This is a genomic window from Lentzea tibetensis (genome assembly GCF_007845675.1).
GTDB lineage: Bacteria > Actinomycetota > Actinomycetes > Mycobacteriales > Pseudonocardiaceae > Lentzea > Lentzea tibetensis.
The window spans coordinates 12,823-35,345 of sequence record NZ_VOBR01000009.1; the positions used below are offsets into that span (position 1 = coordinate 12,823).

Here is a 22,523-nt window from a genome sequence, read left to right on the forward strand (position 1 = left end):
CGAGCTGCATCTCGCCCTCCTCACGGCCGTTCTTCCAGCCGGCATGTCGCCCATTCGAGTGACGTTATAAGCCTGTTATCTATAACGCCAAGGGCCAACTGAGGACGAAGTGTGTCACAGCTCACGACTGATCAACTGCGCTCCGTAGCAGTTGACAGTTAACTCTCACCCAAAGTAATGAAGTGATCACCTAATGGTGTCGACAGTTGACGATGGCCCTGAGCTGCTCGAAGGCGCTGATGGCACGGTCGACGAAGTGGGTGGTCCGGTCGTCGTGGTGCTTTCGGCAGGCGACTGAGTGGTCGTGGTCGGCTGGACCGTTTCCTTGATCGTCTCGGTGCTTCTTTCGACGACCTTTTCGGTCTCTGTCGGCTTCGTGTCAGCACCGACGGGCGTGCCGCTGACGAGCTGGACGCTCGAGACGGTCAGCATCGTGATCGTCAGCACCAGCAGCCCGCCGACGGCGACGGCCTGCCACCGCTTCTCGCGTTCCATGGACCGCTGGTAGAGCACGGCGCCCACGGTGGTGATGACGCTGGCGACGACGGCGCCGATGACGGTGCCCACGACGCCCATGCGCAGGCTGAGCACGGCGGCGGTGACGGCGGCGAGCGTGCTGGCGACGATCTTGGTCGGGGTGATGTTCTCGTTCTTCTCCTGGGTCATGACAATTGTGGGACGCCCGAACCACTTCTGAGGTTGGGTCGCAGTGACATACGCGTCATTCACCCAGCTCGGAGCGGGCATGATCGGTTCATGCGACTGGTGACGATCTCCGACATCGAGGCGGCGGCGGCGACCTTCGGCGACGCGGTGCTGCACACCCCGCTGCTGCCGTGGCGCGACGGCCGCCTCTGGCTGAAGCCGGAGTGCCTGCAGCCGATCGGCGCGTTCAAGATCCGCGGCGCCTACAACGCCCTGTCCCTCGTTCCCGCGGACGTGCGCGCCCGTGGCGTGGTGGCCTACTCGAGCGGCAACCACGCGCAGGCCGTCGCGTACGTGGCGAAGCTGTTCGGCGTGCCCGCGACCATCGTGGTGCCCGACAACACGCCTCAGGTGAAGATCGATGCGACGCGCTCGCACGGTGCCGTGGTGAAGCTGGTGCCCATGGCACAGCGCGAGTCGGCGGCGGAGGCGATCGCCGCCGCTGAGGGGCTGACGCTGATCCCGCCGTTCGACCACCGGGACGTGATCGCCGGTCAGGGGACGATCGGGCTGGAGATCGTGGCCGACATGCCCGACGTCGAGGTCGTCGTGGTGCCGATCAGCGGGGGTGGGTTGATCTCCGGGATCGGGACCGCCGTGAAGGCGCTGCGGCCGTCTGTGCGGGTGATCGGGGTGGAGCCCGAGCTGGCCTCGGAGACGTCCATCGGGTTCCGGTCCAAGACCTTGGTGCACTGGAGTGCGGACGACCGGGCGCGCACCGTCGCCGACGCGTTGCGCGGGCAGCCGTCCGAGCTCACGTTCGCGCACATCCTGTCCGTGGTCGACGACGTGGTGACCGTGTCGGAGGAGGAGATGCTCGACACCGTCGGGCTGCTCGCTCGGCGTTCGCGGCTCGTGGCCGAGCCCGGTGGGGCCGCGGCTGTCGCGGCTTACCTGAACCGGGGGCTGCCGGAGGGGAAGACCGTCGCCGTGGTGTCCGGGGGCAACATCGACCCCGCGCTGCTGGCGCGCGTGCTCGCCGGCTGACTCGCGCTGGCTGACTCGCGCTGGCTGACCGCCGTGGTGGACCGGCGTGGTGGGCCGGCCCGAATTCGTGCGGTGAACGGGCCGTTCACGACTGTCCGCGGCCCTGAATTGTCGGTGTCAGCTGGGAGAATGAAATCAGGGGGACCCCCTGGCGGGGACGCCTGATTCAGCGATGGCTTCGGGCGCGACTCAGGCATGAGCGCTGCTCAAGCGCGGGCACGACTCAAGCGGGAGCGCCGCTCAAGCGCGGGCGCGACTCAAGCGCGGGCGCCGCTCAAGCTTGAGCGCGACTCAGGCGGGAGCGCGACTCAGGCGGGAGCGCCGCTCAAGCGCGGGCGCAGCTCAGGCGTGGGCGCAGCTCAAGCGTGAGCGCGACTGAGGCAGGAGCGCTGTTCAGGCGTGGGCACTGCCGGACCGGACGTGCGTCGGCGGTCCCTCGACACCGCAGTGCAGGCACTCGCCGGGATGCGGCTGCTCCTCCTGCGGCGGCGCGGCGTTCAGGACGTTGTTGTCCGTGCCGAGCGCGAACAGTCCTCCGATGGCCGCCGCGATCGCGCACAGGGCCAGCGCCGTGCGCCAGCTGTCCGTCAGCGCGACCGGGTCGGTGTACCGGGAGCCGGTGAGCCCGACGACGGCGGGCAGGATCGCGACGGCCAGCAGGCTGCCGGTGCGCGCGACGGCGTTGTTCACGCCCGAGGCGACCCCGGCGTGCCGGTCGGGCGCCGCGGCCAGGACGGTGGCGGTGACCGGGGCGACGACGCAGGCGAGTCCGATGCCGAAGACCACCACACCCGGCAGCACGCCAGTCAGGTACGTCGCGCCGGGGACCGCGTTGCGCAGCAACCACATCCCGGCGGCGACGAGCAGTGGTCCGACGACCAGCTGCGCGCGCGGCCCGTACTTCTGCGCGAGCCTGCCGGACCGGGCCGACGCGAGCAGCATGATGATCGTGATCGGCACGCTGGCCAGTCCCGCGAACGTCGGCGAGTAGCCCAGCGACACCTGCAGCTGGAGCACCATCAGCACCATCACGCCGCCCAGCGCGCCGTACATCAGGAACGTCAGCATGTTGGCCAGCACGAACGTCCGGTCGTGGAACAGCTCCGGTGGCACCAGCGGGTCGTGGCTGCGGGCCTGGATCACGCCGAACACGACGAGTGCGACCACGCCGAACGCGCCCGCGACGAAGGACTGCTCGACGATCCCGCCGGTGAGCAGCGCGAGCCCCGCGGCGCCGATGAGCGAGCTCAGGTAGTCGGGGTGCCCGGCCTGCTCGTCGCGCGTCTCCGGCACGGACCGCAGTGCCAGCCAGACGCACAGCGCGGCCACCGGGATGTTGATCAGGAACGCGAGCCGCCACGACCACACCTGCACGAGCAGCCCGCCAGCGAGCGGTCCGATAGCCGTCGCCACGCCCGACAGTCCGGACCACGCGCCGATCGCGCGCGACCGGTCCTCCCGCGCGAACGACGACTGCAGGATCGCCAGCGCGCCGGGCGTCAGCAGCGCCCCGCCGATCCCCTGCAGCACGCGCGCGGCGACGAGCATCCACACGTTGCCCGCGATGCCGCACAGCAGCGACGCCACGCCGAACCAGATCACGCCGACCAGGTAGACGCGCCGCCGTCCGAACCGGTCTCCCAGCGCTCCGGCGACCAGGATCAGCGCGGCCAGCGCGAGCAGGTAGCCGTTGAGGATCCACTGGAGGTCGGTGACCGACGCGTCCAGCTCGGCGCCGATGCGGGGCAGCGCGACGTTGACGACCGTGCTGTCGAGCATCGCCATGCCCGACCCGATGATCGTCGTGGCGAGCACGGCTCGGGCGCGCGGAGTTCCCCAGGCGATGACCATCGCCCCAGTGTGGCCCACTCGCGGCTCTACCGTTGGTGTGCCGTTAGGGGCACTTGCAAGGTGCCCCTGACGGCACTTCACGCGACAGGCTGACTACTGGGGCCGGTTGAGCGTCGCCACGAACTTGTACCGATCACCCCGGTACACGGACCGCACCCACTCGATCGGGTTGCCCTCGGTGTCGAACGAGTGCCGGGACAGCAGCAGCATCGGCAGTCCGATGTCCGCCCCGAGCAGCTCGGCCTCCTCGGGCGACGCCAAGGCGGTCTCGATCGTCTCCTCGGCGTGTCCCATCTCGACGCCGAACCGCTCCCGCAACACCTGGTACAACGACGCCCCAGGCGCCAGGTACCGGCGCAGCCCGCGGAACCGGCCCAACGCGAGGTGGGTGGTCTCGATCGCCATCGGCTCACCGTCGGCCAGCCGCAGCCGGTGCAGGCGGAGCACCTTCGCGCCCGGACGCACGCCCAGCAGTCGCGCCAGCTCGGCCTCCGCTGGTTGCTCGGAGGCCTCGATCAGCTTGGACGAGGGCACGCGGCCCTGCGCCTTCATGTCCTCTGTGTACGAAGACAGCTGGAGTCGCTGTGCGACCTTCGGCTCAGCCGCGAACGTTCCCTTGCCCTGCACCCGGAGCAGTCGTCCCTCGACGGTCAGCTCCGCAAGCGCTTGCCGCACCGTCGTTCGGGAGACGTCGAACTCCGCGGCCAGCGACCGTTCGGTCGGGATCGGGGACCCCGGCGGCAGGGCGCGCAGAAGGTCGAGCAGGTGCCTTTTGAGACCCCAGTACTTCGGCTCGCGCTGTGCACGCGTCCTGGCGTCCACGCCTGATGCAGGCGTCGTCTCCAGCATGGCCTCCTCCTCGAACTCACATCACGCCACTCAAGGATGCCTTGTCCGTGCCCCATCGTGCGCTCGAACCCCCGAGAACCGGCGAAGACCACGCGGAACACGCCGGAACCGACAGGGAAATGATCGGATGACTTCGCAACGACTTGGCATCGTTCTTGACAGGATCTGTGGCGCGGCACACGCTAGGCCGCATTGGTCTACACCACTTGGGCGTTCGGCGACTGGCGCCGGGCCTTGCTGAAAGGGCGCGACTGTGAAGGGCTGGAGAGGACTCGCTGCCGGTGCCGCCGCACTGGCGGTAGCCGTTGCCGGTTGTGGCACGAGCACCAACAGTGGCAGCGGCAACTCGGGAGAACCGAAGACGCTGACCGTGTGGCTGATGGACGGCTCGGCGCCGACCACGCTGACGGACGCCTTGAACAAGGAGTTCCAGGAGAAGAACGCCGGCGTCACGGTCAAGTACGAAGTCCAGAAGTGGAACGGCATCCAGGAGAAGCTGACCACCGCGCTCAGCAGCAACACTCCTCCGGACGTCATCGAGCTCGGCAACACCCAGACCGCGGGTTTCGCGGACCAGGGCACGCTGCTCGACCTCACCGCGGACAAGGACAAGCTCAACGGTGGTGACTGGCTGAGCGGTCTCGAGGACTCGCTGACGCTGGGCGGCAAGAAGTACGGCATGCCGTTCTACGCCGCGAACCGCACGGTCATCTACCGCACGGACCTGTTCCAGGCAGCGGGCATCGCCAACCCGCCGACCTCGCGCGCCGAGTGGATCGACGCGATGAACAAGCTCAAGGCGGCGAACGCGTCCAACCCCGAGTTCCAGTCGCTGTACCTCCCCGGTCAGTCCTGGTACTTCCTGCTCTCGCTGCTCTGGGACGAGGGCGGCGACGTCGCCAAGGAGTCCGGCGGCAAGTTCACGGGCGCGCTCGACTCGGCGCAGTCCAAGGCGGGCTTCGAGGCGTACAAGACGCTCTACGACGCCTCCGGCACCAAGGCGCCGAAGGACACCGACGAGGCGAAGCCGCAGCAGTACGAGGTCTTCGAGACCGGCAACGTGGCGATGATGATCGGTCTGCCGTGGGAGCTCGGCAGCGCGGTGAAGGACAAGCCGGAGCTCAAGGACAAGACCTCGGCGTTCCCGATCCCGTCCAAGACCGCGGGCAAGACCGCGCCGGTCTTCCTCGGCGGCTCGAACCTCGCGATCCCGCAGACCAGCAAGAACGCCGACCTGGCCAAGAAGTACCTCGAGCTGCTGAGCAGCAAGAAGTACCAGGACATGCTGGCCGAGGGCGGCGCGGTTCCCGGCACCTCGAAGGACACCGCGAAGCTCGAGACCAACGCGGTCGGCAAGGCGCTCGCGAAGGCCGCCCCGAACGGCAAGGTCACCCCGACCACGCCGAAGTGGGCTGCCGTCGAGTCCGGCCAGAACCCGCTGAAGGACGCGCTGACCGCGTACCTGACCGGCGCCAAGCCGCTGGACACGGCGACGAAGGAAGCGAACGACCTCATCAGCAAGGCACTGGGAAGCTGACGACCGGACGATGACGGCCGTCAAGACGACCGAAACGGCTGCGCCGGCGGGATCCGTCCCGCCGGCGCTGCCGCCTGCCGTGACGGGCGGCGCGCGCAAGCGCCGTCGTGGCGGCGCCTTCGACCGGGCGCTGCCCTACCTCCTGCTGGCACCCGCCCTCATCGCGATCCTGTGGCTGATCGGTTTTCCGGTCGTCTCGGTGTTCGTGACCTCGTTCCGGCAGCTCAACCTCGGTGAGCTCGTCCGAGGCGAGATCGTCTGGACCGGCTTCGACAACTACGTGACGGTCCTGAAGGACGAACGCTTCTGGGACGTCACCGTCCGCACCATCGTCTTCACCGTCGCCGTGGTCGGCGCGTCCGTCCTCGCCGGACTGCTGATCGCGCTGCTGATGCGCGCGCTCAGCCCGTGGGTGCGCATGGTTCTGCAGATCACCATGTTGTGCGCGTGGGCGATGCCGATCCTCGCGTCCGCCACCGTCTACATCTGGATCTTCGACCAGACGTACGGCATCCTGAACAAGACGCTGATCAAGCTCGGCTTCGACTCGTTCGCCGGGCACTCCTGGTTCTCGTCGGGCACGTCGACGCTGACCGTGGTCGGGCTGCTGATCGTGTGGCAGGCGATCCCGTTCCTCGCGTTCTCGCTCTACGCGGGTGCGGTCGGCATTCCCCGTGACCTCTACGAGGCCGCGGGCATCGACGGCGCGACCCCGTTCCAGACGTTCCGCGCGGTCACCTGGCCGGAGATCAAGCCGCTGCTGATGATGGTGACGTTCCTGTCGACGCTGTGGGACTTCAAGGTCTTCGCCCAGATCTGGGTGGTCAAGGAAGGCGGCCCGAGCGGCGAGAGCACGACGCTCGCCGTGCTGCAGTACCTGGAAGGCATCGCGAAGAGCCACTTCGGCGTGGCCGCCGCGGTCAGCGTGCTGATGATCATCATCCTGTCGCTGCTGACGTTCCAGTACCTGCGCAGGCTCCTGCAGACCCAGGAGGGCCAGCTGTGAAGAAGTCCGTCGCCAATCTCACGGGGCTCCTGCTCGCGGTGTTCTTCGCGTTCCCCACGTACTGGATGCTCGCCTCGGCGCTGAAGCCGAAGGGCACGTTGCTGACGAGCAGCTACGACCTCGTGCCGTTCTCGGTCACCGGGGTGAACTTCGTCACGGCGTGGACGAAGCAGGGCTTCCTGTCGTCGCTCGGCAACAGCCTGCTGGTGACGCTGACCGCGGTCGTCGCCTCGATCCTCGTCGGCCTGCTCGCCGCGGTCGCCCTGTCCCGCCTGCGGTTCCGCGGGCGCAAGAGCTTCCTGATGCTGATGCTCGTCGCGCAGCTGGCGCCGTTCGAGGCGCTGCTCATCCCGATGTTCCTGATGATGCGCGACCTGCAGCTGTACGAGCACCTGTCCTCGCTGATCCTCGTGTACTTCGCGGTGACGCTGCCGTTCTGCGCGTGGACGTTGCGCGGCTTCGTGAACGGCATCCCGGTCGAGCTCGAAGAGGCCGCGATGGTCGACGGCTGCGGCCGCTGGGGCGCGTTCCAGAAGGTGACGCTGCCCCTGCTCGGTCCAGGCCTGGTGGCCACGTCGGTGTTCGCGTTCATCACCGCGTGGAACGAGTTCCTGTTCGCGAAGGTGCTGATTCGCAGCCAGGACAGGGAGACCCTGCCGGTGTTCCTGTCCGGGTTCCAGACCGCTTTCGGCACCGACTGGGGCGGCGCGATGGCCGCCTCGGTGCTGTTCACGGTGCCCGCGCTCGTGTTCTTCCTGGTCGTGCAGCGGAAGATGGTCGCCGGCGTCACCGCCGGCGCGGTGAAGGGATAACGAGTGGATCAGTTGGCCGCAGCCGTTCTACTGCCCGGTTTCCACGGAACGACCGCCCCCGACTGGTTGCTCCGACGGGTGTCCGACGGCCTCGGTGGCGTCGTCCTGTTCGGCCGCAACGTCGTCGACGACGCCCAGGTCACCTCGTTGTGCGCGCAGCTGCGTGAGGCGCGCCCGGACGTGGTGATCGGCATCGACGAGGAGGGTGGCGACGTCACCCGCCTCGACGCGGGCCGCGGTTCCGAGGTGCCGGGCAACCACGCGCTCGGTGCCGCGGACGACCTGGACCTGACCAGGTCGGTCGCGACGTCGATCGGCGCGCGCCTCGCCGCGTGCGGGATCTCGCTGAACCTGGCGCCGTCCGCGGACCTGGTGCTGACGCTGGAGGACCCGATCATCGGCGTCCGCTCCTTCGGTTCGGACCCGGTGGCGGCCGGACGGCACGTCGCGGCGTTCGTCGAGGGCATGCAGACCGTCGGCGTCGCCGCCTGCGCCAAGCACTTCCCCGGCCACGGCGCGTCCACAGTGGACTCGCACGAGCAGTTGCCGGTGCTGCCGCGCACGGTCGAGCAGCTGCGCTCGGTCGAGCTGGTGCCGTTCCGCGCGGCGGTCAACGCCGGGGTGCGGTCGATCATGACCGGGCACCTCGTCGTGCCCGAGTGGGGTTCCGCGCCGGTCACGCTGAACGCGCGGGCGATCCAGGTGCTGCGCTCGGAGCTGGGCTTCACCGGCGCGGTGATCACCGACGGGCTGGACATGAAGGCCGTCGGCGGCGACCTCGCCGTCGGTGCCGTGAAGGCGCTGGCGGCCGGTGTCGACGCGCTGTGCCTCGGCGGCGAGCCGCTGGACGACGACGGCATCCAGTGGCTGATCGACAGCATCGTGGCGGCCGTGAAGTCCGGCGAGCTGTCCGAGGAGCGCCTGGCCCAGGCCGCGGCGCGCACGCTCGCGCTGGGCACGCCGCCCGCGCGGGTGGACGCGCACGACGCCGAGATCGGCATCGAGGCCGCCCGGCGGGCCCTGCGGGGCTCGGTGTCGGTCAAGGGTCCGCTGCTGGTCGTCGACCTCGTCGTGTCGCCGTCGATCGCGGTCGGTGACGTGCCCTGGGGTCTCGGCCCCTACCTGCACGAACTGCTGCCCGGCACGCAGGTGATCGCGTCTTCTTCGGTCACCGCAGAAGAGGTTGCGGGCGTCGCGGATGGGCGGACCATCGTGGTGGTGACGAGGGATGCACATCGACATGAACATGCTCGCCAACTGGTAACTTTGTTAACTAATATGAGACTGGACATCGTGCACGTCGAGACCGGCGTGCCGGGTCCCGACCTGGGCAGCGCGGCCCGCATCGACACCCACGGCGGGTCTCGGGTGAGTCTCCGGGCCGCGGCCGAGCTGATCATGAAAGGCACGACATGACCGCCCCACAGCCTGGTCAGCACATGGCCAAGGAGATCGCCGAGCAGCCCGCCGTCTTCGCCGACCTCTACAACCGCCGCGCCGAGTTCGCGGCGATCGCGCAGACCATCAGGGAGCGCTCGCCGCGCTTCGTGCTGTTCGCCGCGCGCGGTTCGTCCGACCACGCCGCGATCTACGCGAAGTACCTGACCGAGGTGCTGCTGCAGCTGCCCGCCGGTCTGGTGTCGGCCTCGACGACCACGCTCTACGGCGCCGAGCCCGACCTGCGCGACGTGCTGCTGGTGACCGTGTCGCAGTCCGGTGGTTCGCCGGACCTGCTGGAGGTCACGGCCTCCGCACGCCGCCGCGGCGCGCTGACCGTCGCAGTCACCAACACGGCGACCTCGCCGATCAACGCGGCCGCCGAGCTGTCGGTGGACGTCGGCGCGGGCGTCGAGCACGCCGTCGCGGCCACCAAGACGTACTCGGCGACCCTGCTGGCGCTGTACCTGCTCGTCGACGCGGCGCGCGGCGGCGACGGCTCGGCAGCGGCCTCGCTGGGTGAGCTGGCCTCGGCCGCGCTGGAGGCGCCGGGCATCTCCGAGGTCGTCGGCCGGTACCGGTTCGTGGACCGGGTGCTGACGACCGGCCGCGGCTTCTCCTACCCGACCGCTCTCGAGGCTTCGCTGAAGCTGGCGGAGACGTCGTACCTGGCGGCGCGGGCGTACAGCGGGGCCGACCTGCTGCACGGCCCGGTCGCGGCCGTGGACGCCGAGACGGCCGTGCTCGCAGTGACGTCGTCCGGCAAGGGCGGCGACGCGTTGCGCGACGTGCTGGAGGCTGTGCACCAGCGCGGTGCCGACGTCACCGCGGTCGGGTCGGCGGCGGACAAGGTCGCGGCGGCGCACCGGATTCTCGTGCCGGAGACGGCCGAGGAGGTCGCGCCGATCCTCGAGATCCTGCCGATTCAGCGGCTGGCTCACGGGCTGGCGCTGGCGCGCGGTGGCGACCCGGACAACCCGCGCGGCCTGAACAAGGTCACGCGCACGCTCTAGTCAAGTGCCGGTAGGGCCACCCTTGCGGACTCAGATCCGCGAGGGTGGCCCTTTTCGGTTTGCTACTGACCTGCGGTGGCGTACCCCGCCGCAGGCACGGGCAACGCCGGGTTCGCGGCGTCGTAGACGACGTTGCCGTCCACCCACACCTTCCGCGGCCGCAGCTGGTCGTCCCACCACACGAGGTCCGCGACGGCACCGGGCGCGAGACGCCCGAGCCCGGACTCACCGATCACCTCGGCGGGCACGATCGTCGCTGAAGCGAGGGCATCCGCGACGGGCACGCCGACCGAAACGATGTTGCGCACGGCGCGGTCCAGCGTCAGAGCGGACCCCGCGATGGTTCCTTCGGGCGAGCGCGGCACACCGTCCTCGGTGAGCACGACGTCGGCACCGCCGAGCTGGTACCGCCCGGGCGGCATCCCAGCGGCGGCAACGGCATCGGTCACCAACGCAACACGAGCACCGGCCGCGTTGAACACCAGACGGCACACGTCGGGACCGACGTGTGCGAGGTCGGCGATCAGGCCGAGCGTGAACCGGTCGTCCACCAGCGCGACACCGGGAACGCCGGGTTCGCGGTGTCCCAGCGGGCGCTGGGCGTTGAACAGGTGCGTCACCATGCGGGCACCGGCGTCGGCCGCGGCACGGGTCTGCTCACCGGTCGCGTCGGAATGTCCGACCGCGACGAGCACACCGGCCGAAACCAGCCGCCTGATCGCCTCCATGCCGCCTGGCTGTTCGGGCGCGAGCGTCACCATCCGCAGCGCGCCCTTGAGTTCCAGCAACGAGGAGATCTCCGCGGGGCCCGGTGCCACCATCAGCGACGGGTCGTGCACGCCAGCCCGTTTCGGTGACAGGAACGGGCCCTCGAGGTGCACGCCCAGTGGAAGAGCACCGCAACCCGGTGGCAGCGCCGCGGAAGCGGCCAGCACGGCGCGGGCCTGGCGCAGCGCGATCGGCACGGGCGCGGTGATGAGCGTCGGCAGGAACCGGGTGACACCGGTCGAAGGCAGTGCTCCCGCAACCGCACGCATGCCGTCCTCGTCGACCTCGGCGAAGTCGACGCCGACGGCGCCGTTCACCTGCACGTCCACGAGTCCGGGTGTGAGCAGACCGTCGGTCAGGACCTCGGCGCCCGCCGGGGGCTTGCCGGTGATCACTTCGACGATGCGACCGTCTCTGATCCGCACCGAGGCAGGACCGACGATCGTGCGACCGAGCAGCGCCTGCGGAGCTGCGACAACGGCGTCCAAGATCCCTCCCTGAATGGTCCAGACCATTATGGCGACAACACGGGTCCGCGTCACCTGCTCGTTAGAAGATAACTGATCCGTGAAATAATTAGTGATTCGTCGTCACGTGACGCGTCGCGTAACGACAGGCGAACACCCGTGACGCATACTGTGGGCCAGACATCCGAGGTCTAGTGACGAGTTGAGGGTGCCGTGGCGGTAACTGACGACGCGATCCTGCGCGTCAAGGAGATGATCGTCTCCGGGGAGCTCAAGCCCGGCGACCGCCTGCCCAGGGAGGCTGACCTGGCAGAACGCCTCGGGCTGTCGCGCAACTCGCTGCGCGAGGCGGTCAAGGCGCTGTCACTCGTCCGAGTGCTCGACGTGCGCCAGGGCGACGGCACGTACGTGTCCAGCCTGCGTGCGGACGACCTGCTCGGGGCGTTGAGCTTCGTGCTCGACCTGCACCGCGGCGAGGACTCCGTGCTGGAGGTCCTGCAGGTCAGGCGCATCCTCGAACCCGCGGCCGCCGCGATGGCCGCCCAGCGCATCGACGCCGAGGAAGTCCTCCGACTGCGCGCGCTGTGCGACGCCGCCGAGTCCGCGAAGTCCGTCGAGGAGCTGGTCGAGCACGACCTGGACTTCCACCGCGCCATCGCGCAGTGCTCCGGCAACGCCTACCTCGCCCAGTTGCTGGACACGCTGGCCGGGCCGACCGTCCGCGTGCGCATCTGGCGCGGCATCACCCAGTCCAACGCCGTCGACCGCACGGTCGCCGAGCACCGCGCGATCGTGGACGCGCTGGCCGCGCACCAGCCCGAGCTGGCGAGGAGCTGGTCGACGGTGCACGTCGCCGGCGTCGAGCAGTGGTTGTCAGACCTGGCGTAGCTGGTCCAGCACCACCTGAACGGCCGGTTTCCCGTCCGCGCGGTGCCGCACCACAGCGGACACCGTGCGGTAGATCGGCTGCTTCATCGGCCGCAGCGCCACACCGGGACGCCGCGCCAGCGACGGCACCAGCGCCAGCCCCAGCCCGGCTTCCACGAGCCCGCACATGACGCCGAAGTCGTCGCAGTACGCCTGCGCGCGCGGCACGAAACCCGCTGCGCCACAAGCACGTTGCGCCAGCTCGTGACACGACGCGTCGGTGCGCGGCATGATCCACGGCCGGTCCGCGAGCACCGCCAGGTCGACGAAGTCCTGCTGCACCAAGGGATCGTTCATCGGCAGCGCGACGCACACCTGCTCGGTCAGCAGCTCGTGCGACTCGCACGACACGGGCACGTCGCGCGGCATGATGTTGTAGGCGTGCACGATCGCGATGTCGATCTCGCCGCGCCGCAACGCCGGCAGGCTCGCCTCCGGCTCCATCTCGTGCACCAGCAGCTCGACGTCGTCGCCGTGCGCGGCCCGCAGCGACCGGATCGCCCGCGGCAGCAGTGACGACGCCGCGCTGACGAACGCACCCAGCCGCACCGCGCCGGACACCCGCGTGCGCAACCCCGCCAGATCGGCCTCCGCGGCGGCGAGCTGGTCGAGCACGAGCTGCGTGTGCGCGGCGAGCACCTGCCCGGCGCGGGTCAGCGCGAGCCGCCGCCCGTCCCGTTCGACCAGCGCGACACCCGCCTCCCGCTCCAGCGCCGCGAGCTGCTGCGACACCGCCGGTGAGGTCACGTGCAGCGCCTCCGCGGCGGCCGTGACCGTGCCGTGGACCGACAACGCGTGCAGCAGGCGCAACCTGCGAACATCCAACACAAAGCTCAGCTTAACAATCAGGGCAGAAGTTCTAACTGGAACTTTGCATTCAACAGGACGACCCTGGAGTCATGTTCGGACGAGTGCTTGTCGCGATGATCACCCCCTTCCACGAGAACGGCGACGTCGACCTCGACGGCGCGCAGGAGCTGGCCGCGCACCTGGTCGACGAGGGCGGTTGCGACGGACTCGTGCTCAACGGCACCACCGGCGAGGCGCCCACCACCACCGACGCCGAGAAGGAGTCGGTGATCCGCGCGGTGGCCGAGGCCGTCGGCGACCGCGCACACCTCCTCGCGGGCGTCGGCACGAACTCGACCCGCCACACGGTCGAGCTGGCGCGGCAGGCCGAGAAGGCGGGCGCGAACGGGCTGCTGGTCGTCACGCCGTACTACAGCCGCCCGACGCAGGAAGGCGTCGAGAACCACTTCCGCGCCACCGCGGACGCCACCGGGCTTCCCGTTGTGCTGTACGACATCCCCGGCCGCACCGCGACGCCGATCGAGACGGAGACCCTGCTGCGCCTGGCCGCGCACGAGCAGGTCGTGGGCGTGAAGGACTGCAAGGTCGACCTGCTGGCGAGCGCACGTGTGATCGCCGAGACCGGCCTGCTCTTCTACTCCGGCAACGACGAACTGACGCTCCCGCTGTACTCGATCGGCGGCGCGGGCGTGATCAGCACCGTCGGTCACGTGGTGGGCAACGAGATCCGCGCCATGCTCGACGCGTTCGACAAGGGCGACAACGCCGAAGCCCTGCGTCTGCACCAGCAGCTGCTCCCCACGATCACCGCGATCATGACCCGCGAGCCGGGCGTGGTCGCGACGAAGGCCGCGCTGCGCCTGCGGAACCTGCCCGCGGGCCCGGTGCGCGCACCGCTCGCCGAGGCCACGCCCGGCCTCGTGGAGGAGCTCCGTCAGCTCCGGTAGAAGTGGAACGGGCAGGTCGCGCCGCCGCGCGCGAGCGTGGTCGGCCTGCTGAACGTGAAGCCGTGGCGGTCGGGGTCGATGGCCCCGATCCAGGCGGCGTCGAACTCGCAGAACACCGGGCCCAGCTCCGGAACGTCGTTGGCGCGCAACAGGTCCCAGTAGAAGCAGCGGTGCACGTCGACGAGGTAGCTGCGCCCGTCGTCGGCTGACCGGACGAACGTGAAGTCCGCCCCGAAGTAGTTGTCCTCGCGGTCCTTCGACGTGTCCACCATCGCGGTGAACGGGTCGTCGGCCGAGTCCAGCATCTCCCGCGTGCCGTCGTGCACGAAGGGCCGGATCGGTTCGTGGAACGCCGCCGCGACCCGGCGCAACGCCTCGTCGCGCGGCACGGAGCGCAGCAGCACCTGGTAGCCGGCGATCACGGTGGCGGTCAGCCGCAGGTGCGGGCTGTCGCCACCGTGCGCCGCGATGATCTCCTCGGCGCGCTCGGCGACATCGGGAACGCCCAGGTGGGCGAGGAAGAATGAGATGAGCTGATCGTTCATTTGGTTGGAGTCCTTAGGTGTCCGTACCCGCGCATGCGCGGGACGGCCAGCACGCTCCAACCACCAACCTGGCGCTGACCAGGGTTTGTCCTTACGAGTTCAGACCGTACACCCGTGTCGCGGTGCCGGAGAAGATCTCGTCGCGCTCCGCGGCCGACAGCTCGGCCGTCAACGTCGAGGCGGCGTCCACGACCTCGCCGTAGGAAGCGGCCAGCAGGCACACCGGCCAGTCCGAGCCGAACATCAGCCGCGACGGCCCGAACGCGTCGAGCACGACCTCGAAGTACGGCCGCAGGTCATCGACCTTCCACGACGCCCAGTCCGCCTCGGTGACGAGCCCGGACAGCTTGCACGTCACGTTCTCGTGCTCCGCCAGCGAACGCACCAGCTCCGCCCACTCGTCGACGGCCCCGGACGCGATCGGTGGCTTCGAGCAGTGGTCCAGCACGAACTGAACGTTGGGCAACGCGGCGACGGTGCGCCGCGCGGCGGGCAGCTGGTGCGGCAACGTCAACAGCTCGTACACCAGCCCGGCCGCGCCGACCTGCGCCAGCCCGCGCCACACGTCCCTGCGGCACAACCACTCCGGGTCGGCCTCGCCCTGCACCTGGTGCCGGATCCCGCGCAGCCACTCACCACCGCGTTCGGACCTCAGCCCGGCCAGCGCGTCACCGATCGCGGGCGACGTCAGGTCCGTCCACCCCACGACCGCGCCGACCAGCGGCGAATCCGCGGCCACCGCGAGGAACTCCGGTGTCTCCTCCGGCACGCACACGGTCTGCACCAGCACTGACGCCGACACGCCTTCAGCAGCGGAAGCGAGGTCCGACACGTCGAAGCTGCGCCGGATCACCCCCATCGGCGGGTCGGTGATCCAGTCCTGATCGCGAACCGAGAGATCCCACAGGTGGTGATGCGCATCGACGATCATGGTGCCTCCGCTGAGAAAATCACGTCGCCGCGGATCAAGGCGTCGGCACCTCTTCCCCGAGCAGTCGTTCGGAACGGAGTTCGTCCCACAGCTCCGAAGGTATCGGGGTTTCGAAGTAACTGGAGTTCGCATCCATCTGCTCGGCCGTCCGCGAGCCGATCACGACGCACGCCACCGCCGGATGCCCCATCGGGAACTGGATCGCGACCTGCGGCAACGTCACCTCGTGCCGCTTGCACACCTCGGCGATCGCTCGCGCCCTTGATACGAGTTCGACAGGTGCGTCGCCGTAGTTGTACTTGGCAGATGAGGGAACCTCAGGTCGTGACAGGAGCCCGGAGTTGAACACACCAGCCGCCACAACGGAAACGCCGCGCTCCCCGCACGCGGGCAGGAACGACGGCAGCGCCGGTTGCTCCAGCAGCGAGTACCGCCCGGCGAGCATCACCACGTCGATGTCGGTCTCGCGGACGAACCGCTCCGGCATCTCCCACTGGTTCATGCCCACGCCGATCGCGCCGACAACCCCCTGCGCCCGCAAGGACTCCAGCGCCGGATAGCCCTCGGAGAACGCCTGTTCCCAGTGGTCGTCCGGGTCGTGCAGGTACACGATCTCGACGTGATCGGTGCCGAGCCGGTCCAAAGAGGACTCCAGCGACCGCTTGACGCCGTCCGCGCTGAAGTCCCACACCCGGCGGAACTTCGCGGGCACCGCGAACCCACCGGCCGCCAGGTCGTCACCACCCGCGTCGTTCGGCTCGAGCAGCCTCCCGACCTTCGTGGAGATCACGTACTCCGACCGCGGACGGCCGGTCAGCGCGACGCCGAGCCGCCGTTCCGACAGGCCGAGCCCGTAGTGCGGCGCGGTGTCGAAGTAGCGGACCCCGTTCTGCCACGCGGACTCCACCGCGCCGAAGGCCTCCTCGTCGGAGATCTCGCGGTACAGGTTGCCGATCGGCGCGGCACCGAACCCGAGCCGGGTGACTGGAACCTTCATCATGACGCCTCCGCTGAGGGGATTACGTCGACGTGCATGGCAGCTCCCACACCTTTCGCACATCAGGCACCGCACCGGAGTAGTCGTCCTCGACTTCCAACAGTTCCGCCATCCGAGCCTGCCACGGGATGTTGGCCGGGTGCGAGGCCAGGAACGAGCGCATCGCCGCGTAGTCGTCGACCTCGACGAGGTGGAACAGCTCCCGACCGCTGCGCCAGATCCGCCACGAGTGCACGCCCGCCTCGCGCAGCGCGACGTCCAGCTCCGCGGGGATCTCAGCGTGGATCCGGTCGTAGTCAGCCTCACGACCAGCACGAAGACGCGTGTGCAGCGCGACGGTTTCCAAGCCTCACTCCTGCTTCTGGCCGGTGGCGAACCTGGTGACGACGAGCGCGAGGATGATCACCGCGCCGTACGAGGCGTTGATGTAGTAGCCGGACACGCCCTGCATGCGCAGGATCTGCTCGACCAGCCCGAGCATCAGCACACCGGACAGCGCGCCGAACAGCGTGCCCTTGCCGCCGTTCAACGAGATCCCGCCGATCACGGCGGCCGCGAACACCTTGAAGATCATGCCGGCACCCTGCGACACCGCGACCGTGCCGAGGCGTCCGGTCATCAGGATGCCCGCGACCGCGGCCAGCACACCGCCGATGATCAGCACGACCCAGATCACCCGGTCGACCCGGATGCCCGCGGCGCGCGCGGCTTCCTTGTTGCCGCCGATCGCGTACAGCGAGCGGCCCTGGCGCAGGAACGACATCACGAAGATCCCGGCCGCGAAGAGCAGCACGAAGATCCACACCGCCGCCGGCACCTCGAGCCACTTCGTCGCACCGAGGTAGAGGAACGACTGGGGCACGTCGAACAGCGTCTGCCCCTTGGTCAGCGCCTCCTGCAAGCCGCGCAACATGGTCAGCATGCCCAGGGTCACCATGAACCCGGAGAGCCCGACCTTCAGGATCAGGAACCCGTTGAAAGCGCCGATCAACGCGCCGACGAGCAGGCACATCGGGATCGCCGTCCACGCGGGCAGCTCGATGCCGAGCCCGTTCGACACCGTCGGGATCACCAGCGCGATGGCGAACGCGGGCGCGATGCCGATCGTCGACTCGAGCGACAGGTCCATCTTCCCGACGATGAGGATCATCGCCTGCGCCAGCACGAGCAGGCTCAGCTCGCTCTGGAACTGGAGCACCGACAACAGGTTGTCGATGGTCAGGAACCGCGGGTTGAGCACGCCACCGATGATGATCAGCAGCACGATCGCGGGCACCAGCGCGAAGTCCTGGTACTTCGCGAACTGGAACCGCTGCTTCTCCGGCGCCGGCGGAGGCGCCGGGAGCTGGGTCATGGCCTTGGTCACTGCGAGGTCATCCCTTCGATGGCGGCGATGAGCTCCTGGTCGCGCCATCCGCGAGCGAACTCGCGCACGACCCGGCCGTGGAACATCACCAGAACGCGGTCGCAGACCCGGAGGTCGTCCAGCTCGTCGGAGACGACGATCGCGGCCTTGCCCTGGCGCGCCTGCGCGTCGACGACCCCGAGCAGCGACTCCTTGGACTTCACGTCGACGCCCGCGGTCGGGTTGATCAGCACCAGCACGGAAGGGTCGCCGGCCAGTGCCCTGGCCATCACGACCTTCTGCTGGTTGCCGCCGGACAGGTCGGACACGGGTTGGTCCGGCCCGGCGGCCTTGATGTCGTACTCGGCGATGGCCGTGCGGCCCGCGCCGTTCAACGCGGAGCGACGCACGAACGTGCTCTGCACGCTCATCGTCGCGTTCTCCGCGATGGTCAGGTCCACCACGAGCCCCTGGTGGTGCCGATCCCTCGGCACACAACCGATCCCGCTGCGCAGCGCGGCGGGCACGTCGCCGTTGCGCACGACCGAACCGTGCACGGCGACCGAGCCGGACGACGCCCTGCGCAGCCCGTACACGGTCTCGGCGAACTGGTGCTTGCCGCTCGACGCGCTGCCCGCGAGCCCGATGACCTCACCGCGCGCGGCGCTGAAGGACACGTCCGAAAAGGACTCACCGGAGAGCGAGTCGATCGACAGCACCTGCACGTCGGACGTCACCCGGTCGTCACCACCGGGCACGTTGAGCCCGCCTGCCTCGCCGGTCATCGCCTCGATCAGGTCCGGTTTGGACATCTCGGCGACCGGCGCGGTGACGATGTGCCGGGCGTCCCGGTACACCGTCACCGTCTGGCACACCTCGTAGATCTCCTGCAGGTGGTGGGAGATGAAGAGGAACGTCACTCCCCTGTCCTGCAACGACCTCATGCGCGCGAACAGCCGCTCGATCGCGGGGCCGTCGAGCTGCGCGGTCGGCTCGTCGAGGATGACGAACCGCGCGCCGATCGACAGCGCCCGCGCGATCTCGACGAGCTGCCGCTGCTCGACGGTGAGGTCGGCGACCTTGTCGTCCGGGTCTACCGCCACCTCGTACAGGTCGAGCAGCTCCCGCGCCTCGCGCCGCAGCCGCTTCCAGCTGATCAGGCCGCTGCCGAAGTCCTGCCGGTTGATGAACAGGTTCTCGGCGACCGACAGCTCGGGCACCACGGTGGACTTCTGGTACACGCACGCGACGTGCTTCCGCCAGGCCACGCGATCGTGGACCGGCGGCGCGGGTTCGCCGAAGAAGCTGACCTCCCCGCTGTCCGGCAACGCCATGCCGGTCAGCACGGACACCAGCGTCGACTTGCCCGCGCCGTTGCGGCCCACGAGCGCGTGCGACTCACCTTCACGGATCTCGATGCCCACGTCGTCGAGAGCGACGGTGCTGCCGAACCGTTTGGTGATGTTCCTGGCAGTGATCATCACTTGTTGATCTGGTTGCCCCAGAAGGCCTTGTCGTCGACGTTCTCCTTGGTGATCAGCGGCGCGGGCAGCTGGTCCTCCAGCAGGCCGTTGCCGACGTCGACGATCTCGCTGTCGTGGTCGGTCTTGCCCGGCTTGAACGTCTTCTTCTCCACGGCCGCCTTGGCGTAGAACAGCGCCCACTTCGCGTACAGGTCGGCGGGCTGGGACACGGTCGCGTCGATCTCGCCCTTGCGGATGGCCTCCAGCTCCTGCGGGATGCCGTCGTTGGAGACGATGAAGACGTGCTTCGGGTCGCTCGGCGGCACCAGCAGGTTCTTCTGGCGCAGCAGCTGCAGCGTCGGCGCGAGGAACACGCCACCGGCCTGCATGTAGATGCCGTTGATGTCCGGGTGCTCGTTCAGGCGAGTCTGCAGAGCGGCGGAGGCCTTCGGGCCCTCCCACTCGGTCGGCTCCTCGAACACCGTGATGCCGGGGTAGTTCTGCTTCATGCACGCCGCGAACGCTTCGGAGCGGTCGCGTCCGTTGACCGAGGAGAGCGAGCCCTGGAACTCGACGACCTTGCCCTTGCCGCCGAGCTTGTCACCGAGGAACTTGCACGCCTTCTCGCCGTACGCCTTGTTGTCCGCGCGCACGACCATGTAGGCCTTGCCCTTGTCCGGGCGCGTGTCGACGGTGACGACCGGGATGCCCGCCTTGTCCAGCCGGTCGAGCGTGCTGGCGATGGCACCGGTGTCCTGCGGCGCCATGACGATGGCCTTGGCGCCCTGGCTCTGCAACGCCTGCGCGTTCGCGACCAGGTTCTCCACCTTGTTCTGCGAGTTGGTGGGGTTGAGCAGGTCGATGCCCAGCTCCTTGGCCTTCTCGGGCGCGTACTTGATGTACGAGTTCCAGAAGTCCGAGTCGGCACGCGGGTGGTCCATGCCGATGGGGCCCACACCGCCGGCTGTTCCGCCGGTTCCGGTGGCTCCGCCTCCGCAGGCTGTCAGTGCACCGGCGAGCGCGAGGCACACCGCGGCGGTGAGGCTGCTGCGACGCTTCATAGTTTCTTGCTCCTCAAGGCTTCGGGCGCAAGCGCAACCCGTACATGCCACCGTCGACAGCCAGGATGGTGCCTGCGGTGGAACCGGACAGCGGGCTCGCCAGGTAGGCGATGGCGCCCGCGACCTCGTCGGCGGAGACCAGCCGTCCGTGCGGCTGACGTGCCTCCAGTGCGGCTCGTTCGGCGGCCGGGTCCGGCGCCGAGTCGAGCAGGCGGCCCACCCACGGGGTGTCCGCCGTGCCGGGGGCGACCGCGTTGACGCGAATGCCCTCGCGCACGTGGTCGGCGGCCATCGCGAGGGTCAGTCCGTAGACCGCGCCCTTGCTGGCCGAGTACAGAACGCGTTGCGGCAGCCCGGCCCACGCCGCGATGGAGCAGGTGTTCACGATCGCGGCCGACGGCGAGTTCCGCAGGTGCGGCAGGGCCGCCCTGGCGACCCGCGCCATGCCGACCACGTTCACGTTGAGCACGCGGTTCCACTCCTCGTCGGAGTTGGCGCTCACGTCACCCTGCGCGCCGATGCCCGCGTTGTTCACCACGACGTCGAGCCGGCCGAACTTCTCGACCACCTCGGCGATCGCGGACTGCACGCTCTCGTCGTCCGACACGTCCGTGCGGATGCCGAGCAGCGGGTCCTTGACGTCCGGGTTGATGTCCAGCGCCGCGACCTTCGCTCCCCTGCTGGAGAGCAGCTCGGCCGTCGCCAGCCCGATGCCCGACGCGCCGCCGGTGACGACGGCTACCAACCCATCGAAGTCAGTCACTGCCCCTCCAAAGCTGTCCACACAGGACCGTCCGGGAACCGGTAGTCGGACAGCGTCTCGTCCTTGAGCTGGGCGGAGAACCCCGGCGCGTCCGGCGCCAGGTAGCGGCCGTTCCGCACGACCGCCGGGTCGATGAAGTGCTCGTGCAGGTGGTCGACCCACTCGATGACGCGGTCGCCGATCTCCCCGGAGACGGCGACGTAGTCGAACATCGACAGGTGCCGCACGAGCTCGCACAGCCCGACCCCACCGGCGTGCGGGCACACCGGGACGCCGAACTTCTTGGCCAGCAACAGGATCGCGATGTTCTCGTTCACGCCGGCCACGCGGCAGGCGTCGAGCTGGAGCACGTCGATCGCACCGGCCTGCAGCATCTGCTTGAACACCACGCGGTTCTGCACGTGCTCGCCCGTCGCGACCCTGATCGGCGCGAGCGCGTCCGCGATGGCGCGGTGCGCCAGCACGTCGTCCGGCGACGTCGGCTCCTCGATCCAGTACGGGTCGTACGGTGCGAGCTCCTTCATCCAGCGCACCGCCGTGTCGACGTCCCAGCGCTGGTTCGCGTCCACCGCGACGCGCACGTCGTCGCCGACGACCTCGCGGGCCAGCTTCATCCGGCGCACGTCGTCGTCGAGGCTGCCGCCGACCTTGAGCTTGATCATGTCGAAGCCGTCGGCGAGCGCCTGGCGCGCCAGGCCTGCGAGCTTGTCGTCGGAGTAGCCGAGCCAGCCCGGTGACGTCGTGTACGCCGGATATCCCTTGCGCACCACGGTTTCCGCGCGTTCGGCCCGGCCGTGCTCGACGGCGCGCAGGATGCCCAGCGCGTCGTCCGGCGTCATCGCGTCGCTCAGGTAGCGGAAGTCGACGAGGCTGACGATCTCCTCGGGCGTCATCTGCGCGAGGAACCGCCACACCGGCAGTCCCGCGCGGCGCGCGGCGAGGTCCCACGCGGCGTTGACGACCGCGCCGATCGCCATGTGCGCGACGCCTTTCTCCGGGCCGAGCCAGCGCAGCTGCGAGTCGCCGATCAGCTCGAAGTACAGCTCGGCGAGCCCCTGCGCGTTCTCCGGCACGTCGCGGCCGACGAGGTGCGGCGCGAGCGAGTTGATCGCCGCAGCCTGCACGTCGTTGCCGCGTCCGATGGTGAACGCGAGCCCGTGGCCCTCCGGGCCCTCGTCGGTCCGCAGGACGACGTAGGCGGCGGAGTAGTCCGGGTCCGGGTTCATCGCGTCGGACCCGTCGAGCTCGCGGGACGTGGGGAACCGGATGTCCAGCACGTCCAGGCTGGTGATCTTGGGCATG

22 protein-coding genes are annotated in these 22,523 nt (G+C 69.3%); 8 read left to right on the forward strand and 14 right to left on the reverse strand.

Going from position 1 to position 22,523, the window contains the following annotated elements:
- Nucleotides 1–186: 186 nt before the first annotated feature.
- Nucleotides 187–666 (reverse strand): hypothetical protein, encoded by a 480-nt coding sequence (locus FKR81_RS15815; RefSeq protein WP_146352624.1) that lies wholly within the window; start codon nucleotides 664–666, stop codon nucleotides 187–189.
- 90 nt (nucleotides 667–756) lie between these two features.
- On the opposite strand from FKR81_RS15815, the gene FKR81_RS15820 reads away from it, so the two are divergent.
- On the forward strand, nucleotides 757–1,692 hold the full coding sequence (locus FKR81_RS15820; RefSeq protein WP_146352626.1) for a threonine ammonia-lyase: 936 nt from the start codon (nucleotides 757–759) through the stop codon (nucleotides 1,690–1,692).
- A 393-nt stretch (nucleotides 1,693–2,085) separates the two neighbouring features.
- Here the strand turns inward: FKR81_RS15820 and FKR81_RS15825 are convergent, their stop codons facing one another.
- Both FKR81_RS15825 and FKR81_RS15830 read right to left on the reverse strand, forming a co-directional pair.
- Nucleotides 2,086–3,543: an MFS transporter gene (locus FKR81_RS15825; protein WP_146352628.1), complete on the reverse strand. Its 1,458-nt coding sequence runs from the start codon at nucleotides 3,541–3,543 to the stop codon at nucleotides 2,086–2,088.
- 93 nt (nucleotides 3,544–3,636) lie between these two features.
- Nucleotides 3,637–4,392, reverse strand: coding sequence for a GntR family transcriptional regulator (locus FKR81_RS15830; RefSeq protein WP_146352630.1), 756 nt, complete (start codon nucleotides 4,390–4,392; stop codon nucleotides 3,637–3,639).
- A 253-nt stretch (nucleotides 4,393–4,645) separates the two neighbouring features.
- Between FKR81_RS15830 and FKR81_RS15835 the strand changes: the two genes are divergently transcribed.
- From FKR81_RS15835 to FKR81_RS15855, 5 genes are read left to right on the forward strand one after another with little or no spacing between them, the layout of a single operon-like run.
- A complete protein-coding gene (locus FKR81_RS15835) occupies nucleotides 4,646–5,929 on the forward strand; it encodes a sugar ABC transporter substrate-binding protein (RefSeq protein ID WP_146352632.1) in 1,284 nt (427 codons plus the stop codon).
- Between the two features lie 10 nt (nucleotides 5,930–5,939).
- Entirely contained in the window at nucleotides 5,940–6,935 is a 996-nt protein-coding gene (locus FKR81_RS15840) for a carbohydrate ABC transporter permease (protein ID WP_146352634.1), read from the forward strand.
- On the forward strand, nucleotides 6,932–7,747 hold the full coding sequence (locus FKR81_RS15845; RefSeq protein ID WP_235921573.1) for a carbohydrate ABC transporter permease: 816 nt from the start codon (nucleotides 6,932–6,934) through the stop codon (nucleotides 7,745–7,747). The genes FKR81_RS15840 and FKR81_RS15845 overlap by 4 nt, the downstream gene beginning before the upstream one ends.
- Nucleotides 7,748–7,750: 3 nt before the next feature.
- Complete coding sequence (locus tag FKR81_RS15850) at nucleotides 7,751–9,163, forward strand: glycoside hydrolase family 3 protein (RefSeq protein ID WP_146352635.1); 1,413 nt, start codon at nucleotides 7,751–7,753, stop codon at nucleotides 9,161–9,163.
- A complete protein-coding gene (locus FKR81_RS15855; RefSeq protein ID WP_146352637.1) occupies nucleotides 9,160–10,197 on the forward strand; it encodes an SIS domain-containing protein in 1,038 nt (345 codons plus the stop codon). Before FKR81_RS15850 ends, FKR81_RS15855 begins: the two co-directional genes overlap by 4 nt.
- 62 nt (nucleotides 10,198–10,259) lie before the next feature.
- Here FKR81_RS15855 and nagA read toward each other — a convergent pair whose 3' ends face one another.
- Nucleotides 10,260–11,453 (reverse strand): N-acetylglucosamine-6-phosphate deacetylase, encoded by a 1,194-nt coding sequence (gene nagA, locus FKR81_RS15860; RefSeq protein WP_146352639.1) that lies wholly within the window; start codon nucleotides 11,451–11,453, stop codon nucleotides 10,260–10,262.
- 192 nt (nucleotides 11,454–11,645) lie between these two features.
- Between nagA and FKR81_RS15865 the strand changes: the two genes are divergently transcribed.
- Nucleotides 11,646–12,320, forward strand: a complete 675-nt coding sequence (locus FKR81_RS15865) for a FadR/GntR family transcriptional regulator (RefSeq protein ID WP_146352641.1) — start codon at nucleotides 11,646–11,648, stop codon at nucleotides 12,318–12,320.
- Here the strand turns inward: FKR81_RS15865 and FKR81_RS15870 are convergent.
- Nucleotides 12,306–13,187, reverse strand: a complete 882-nt coding sequence (locus FKR81_RS15870) for a LysR family transcriptional regulator (protein WP_146352643.1) — start codon at nucleotides 13,185–13,187, stop codon at nucleotides 12,306–12,308. The genes FKR81_RS15865 and FKR81_RS15870 overlap by 15 nt on opposite strands.
- Before the next feature lie 71 nt (nucleotides 13,188–13,258).
- Between FKR81_RS15870 and dapA the strand changes: the two genes are divergently transcribed.
- Nucleotides 13,259–14,116, forward strand: a complete 858-nt coding sequence (gene dapA, locus FKR81_RS15875; RefSeq protein WP_146352645.1) for a 4-hydroxy-tetrahydrodipicolinate synthase — start codon at nucleotides 13,259–13,261, stop codon at nucleotides 14,114–14,116.
- Here the strand turns inward: dapA and FKR81_RS15880 are convergent.
- The 9 genes from FKR81_RS15880 to FKR81_RS15920 all read right to left on the reverse strand — a co-directional run bounded on the left by FKR81_RS15880 (nucleotide 14,104) and on the right by FKR81_RS15920 (nucleotide 22,522).
- The gene (locus FKR81_RS15880) at nucleotides 14,104–14,661 is read right to left on the reverse strand and encodes an L-2-amino-thiazoline-4-carboxylic acid hydrolase (RefSeq protein WP_146352647.1); all 558 of its coding nucleotides are present in this window, start codon (nucleotides 14,659–14,661) and stop codon (nucleotides 14,104–14,106) included. The two genes, dapA and FKR81_RS15880, sit on opposite strands and share 13 nt — an antisense overlap.
- 91 nt (nucleotides 14,662–14,752) lie before the next feature.
- The gene (locus tag FKR81_RS15885; protein WP_146352649.1) at nucleotides 14,753–15,592 is read right to left on the reverse strand and encodes an amidohydrolase family protein; all 840 of its coding nucleotides are present in this window, start codon (nucleotides 15,590–15,592) and stop codon (nucleotides 14,753–14,755) included.
- A gap of 34 nt (nucleotides 15,593–15,626) precedes the next feature.
- Nucleotides 15,627–16,589 carry an aldo/keto reductase gene (locus FKR81_RS15890; RefSeq protein WP_222598291.1) on the reverse strand — a complete coding sequence of 321 codons (963 nt, stop codon included), beginning with the start codon at nucleotides 16,587–16,589 and terminating at the stop codon, nucleotides 15,627–15,629.
- A 22-nt stretch (nucleotides 16,590–16,611) separates the two neighbouring features.
- The gene (locus FKR81_RS15895; RefSeq protein WP_146352653.1) at nucleotides 16,612–16,935 is read right to left on the reverse strand and encodes an L-rhamnose mutarotase; all 324 of its coding nucleotides are present in this window, start codon (nucleotides 16,933–16,935) and stop codon (nucleotides 16,612–16,614) included.
- 3 nt (nucleotides 16,936–16,938) lie between these two features.
- A complete protein-coding gene (locus FKR81_RS15900) occupies nucleotides 16,939–17,955 on the reverse strand; it encodes an ABC transporter permease (protein WP_235921574.1) in 1,017 nt (338 codons plus the stop codon).
- Nucleotides 17,952–19,415, reverse strand: a complete 1,464-nt coding sequence (locus FKR81_RS15905) for a sugar ABC transporter ATP-binding protein (protein WP_146352655.1) — start codon at nucleotides 19,413–19,415, stop codon at nucleotides 17,952–17,954. The genes FKR81_RS15900 and FKR81_RS15905 overlap by 4 nt, the downstream gene beginning before the upstream one ends.
- On the reverse strand, nucleotides 19,415–20,458 hold the full coding sequence (locus FKR81_RS15910; RefSeq protein WP_146352657.1) for a sugar ABC transporter substrate-binding protein: 1,044 nt from the start codon (nucleotides 20,456–20,458) through the stop codon (nucleotides 19,415–19,417). Before FKR81_RS15910 ends, FKR81_RS15905 begins: the two co-directional genes overlap by 1 nt.
- A 13-nt stretch (nucleotides 20,459–20,471) precedes the next feature.
- A complete protein-coding gene (locus FKR81_RS15915; RefSeq protein WP_146352659.1) occupies nucleotides 20,472–21,221 on the reverse strand; it encodes an SDR family NAD(P)-dependent oxidoreductase in 750 nt (249 codons plus the stop codon).
- Nucleotides 21,218–22,522, reverse strand: a complete 1,305-nt coding sequence (locus FKR81_RS15920) for an enolase C-terminal domain-like protein (protein WP_146352661.1) — start codon at nucleotides 22,520–22,522, stop codon at nucleotides 21,218–21,220. The genes FKR81_RS15915 and FKR81_RS15920 overlap by 4 nt, the downstream gene beginning before the upstream one ends.
- Between the last annotated feature and the right edge of the window lies 1 nt (nucleotide 22,523).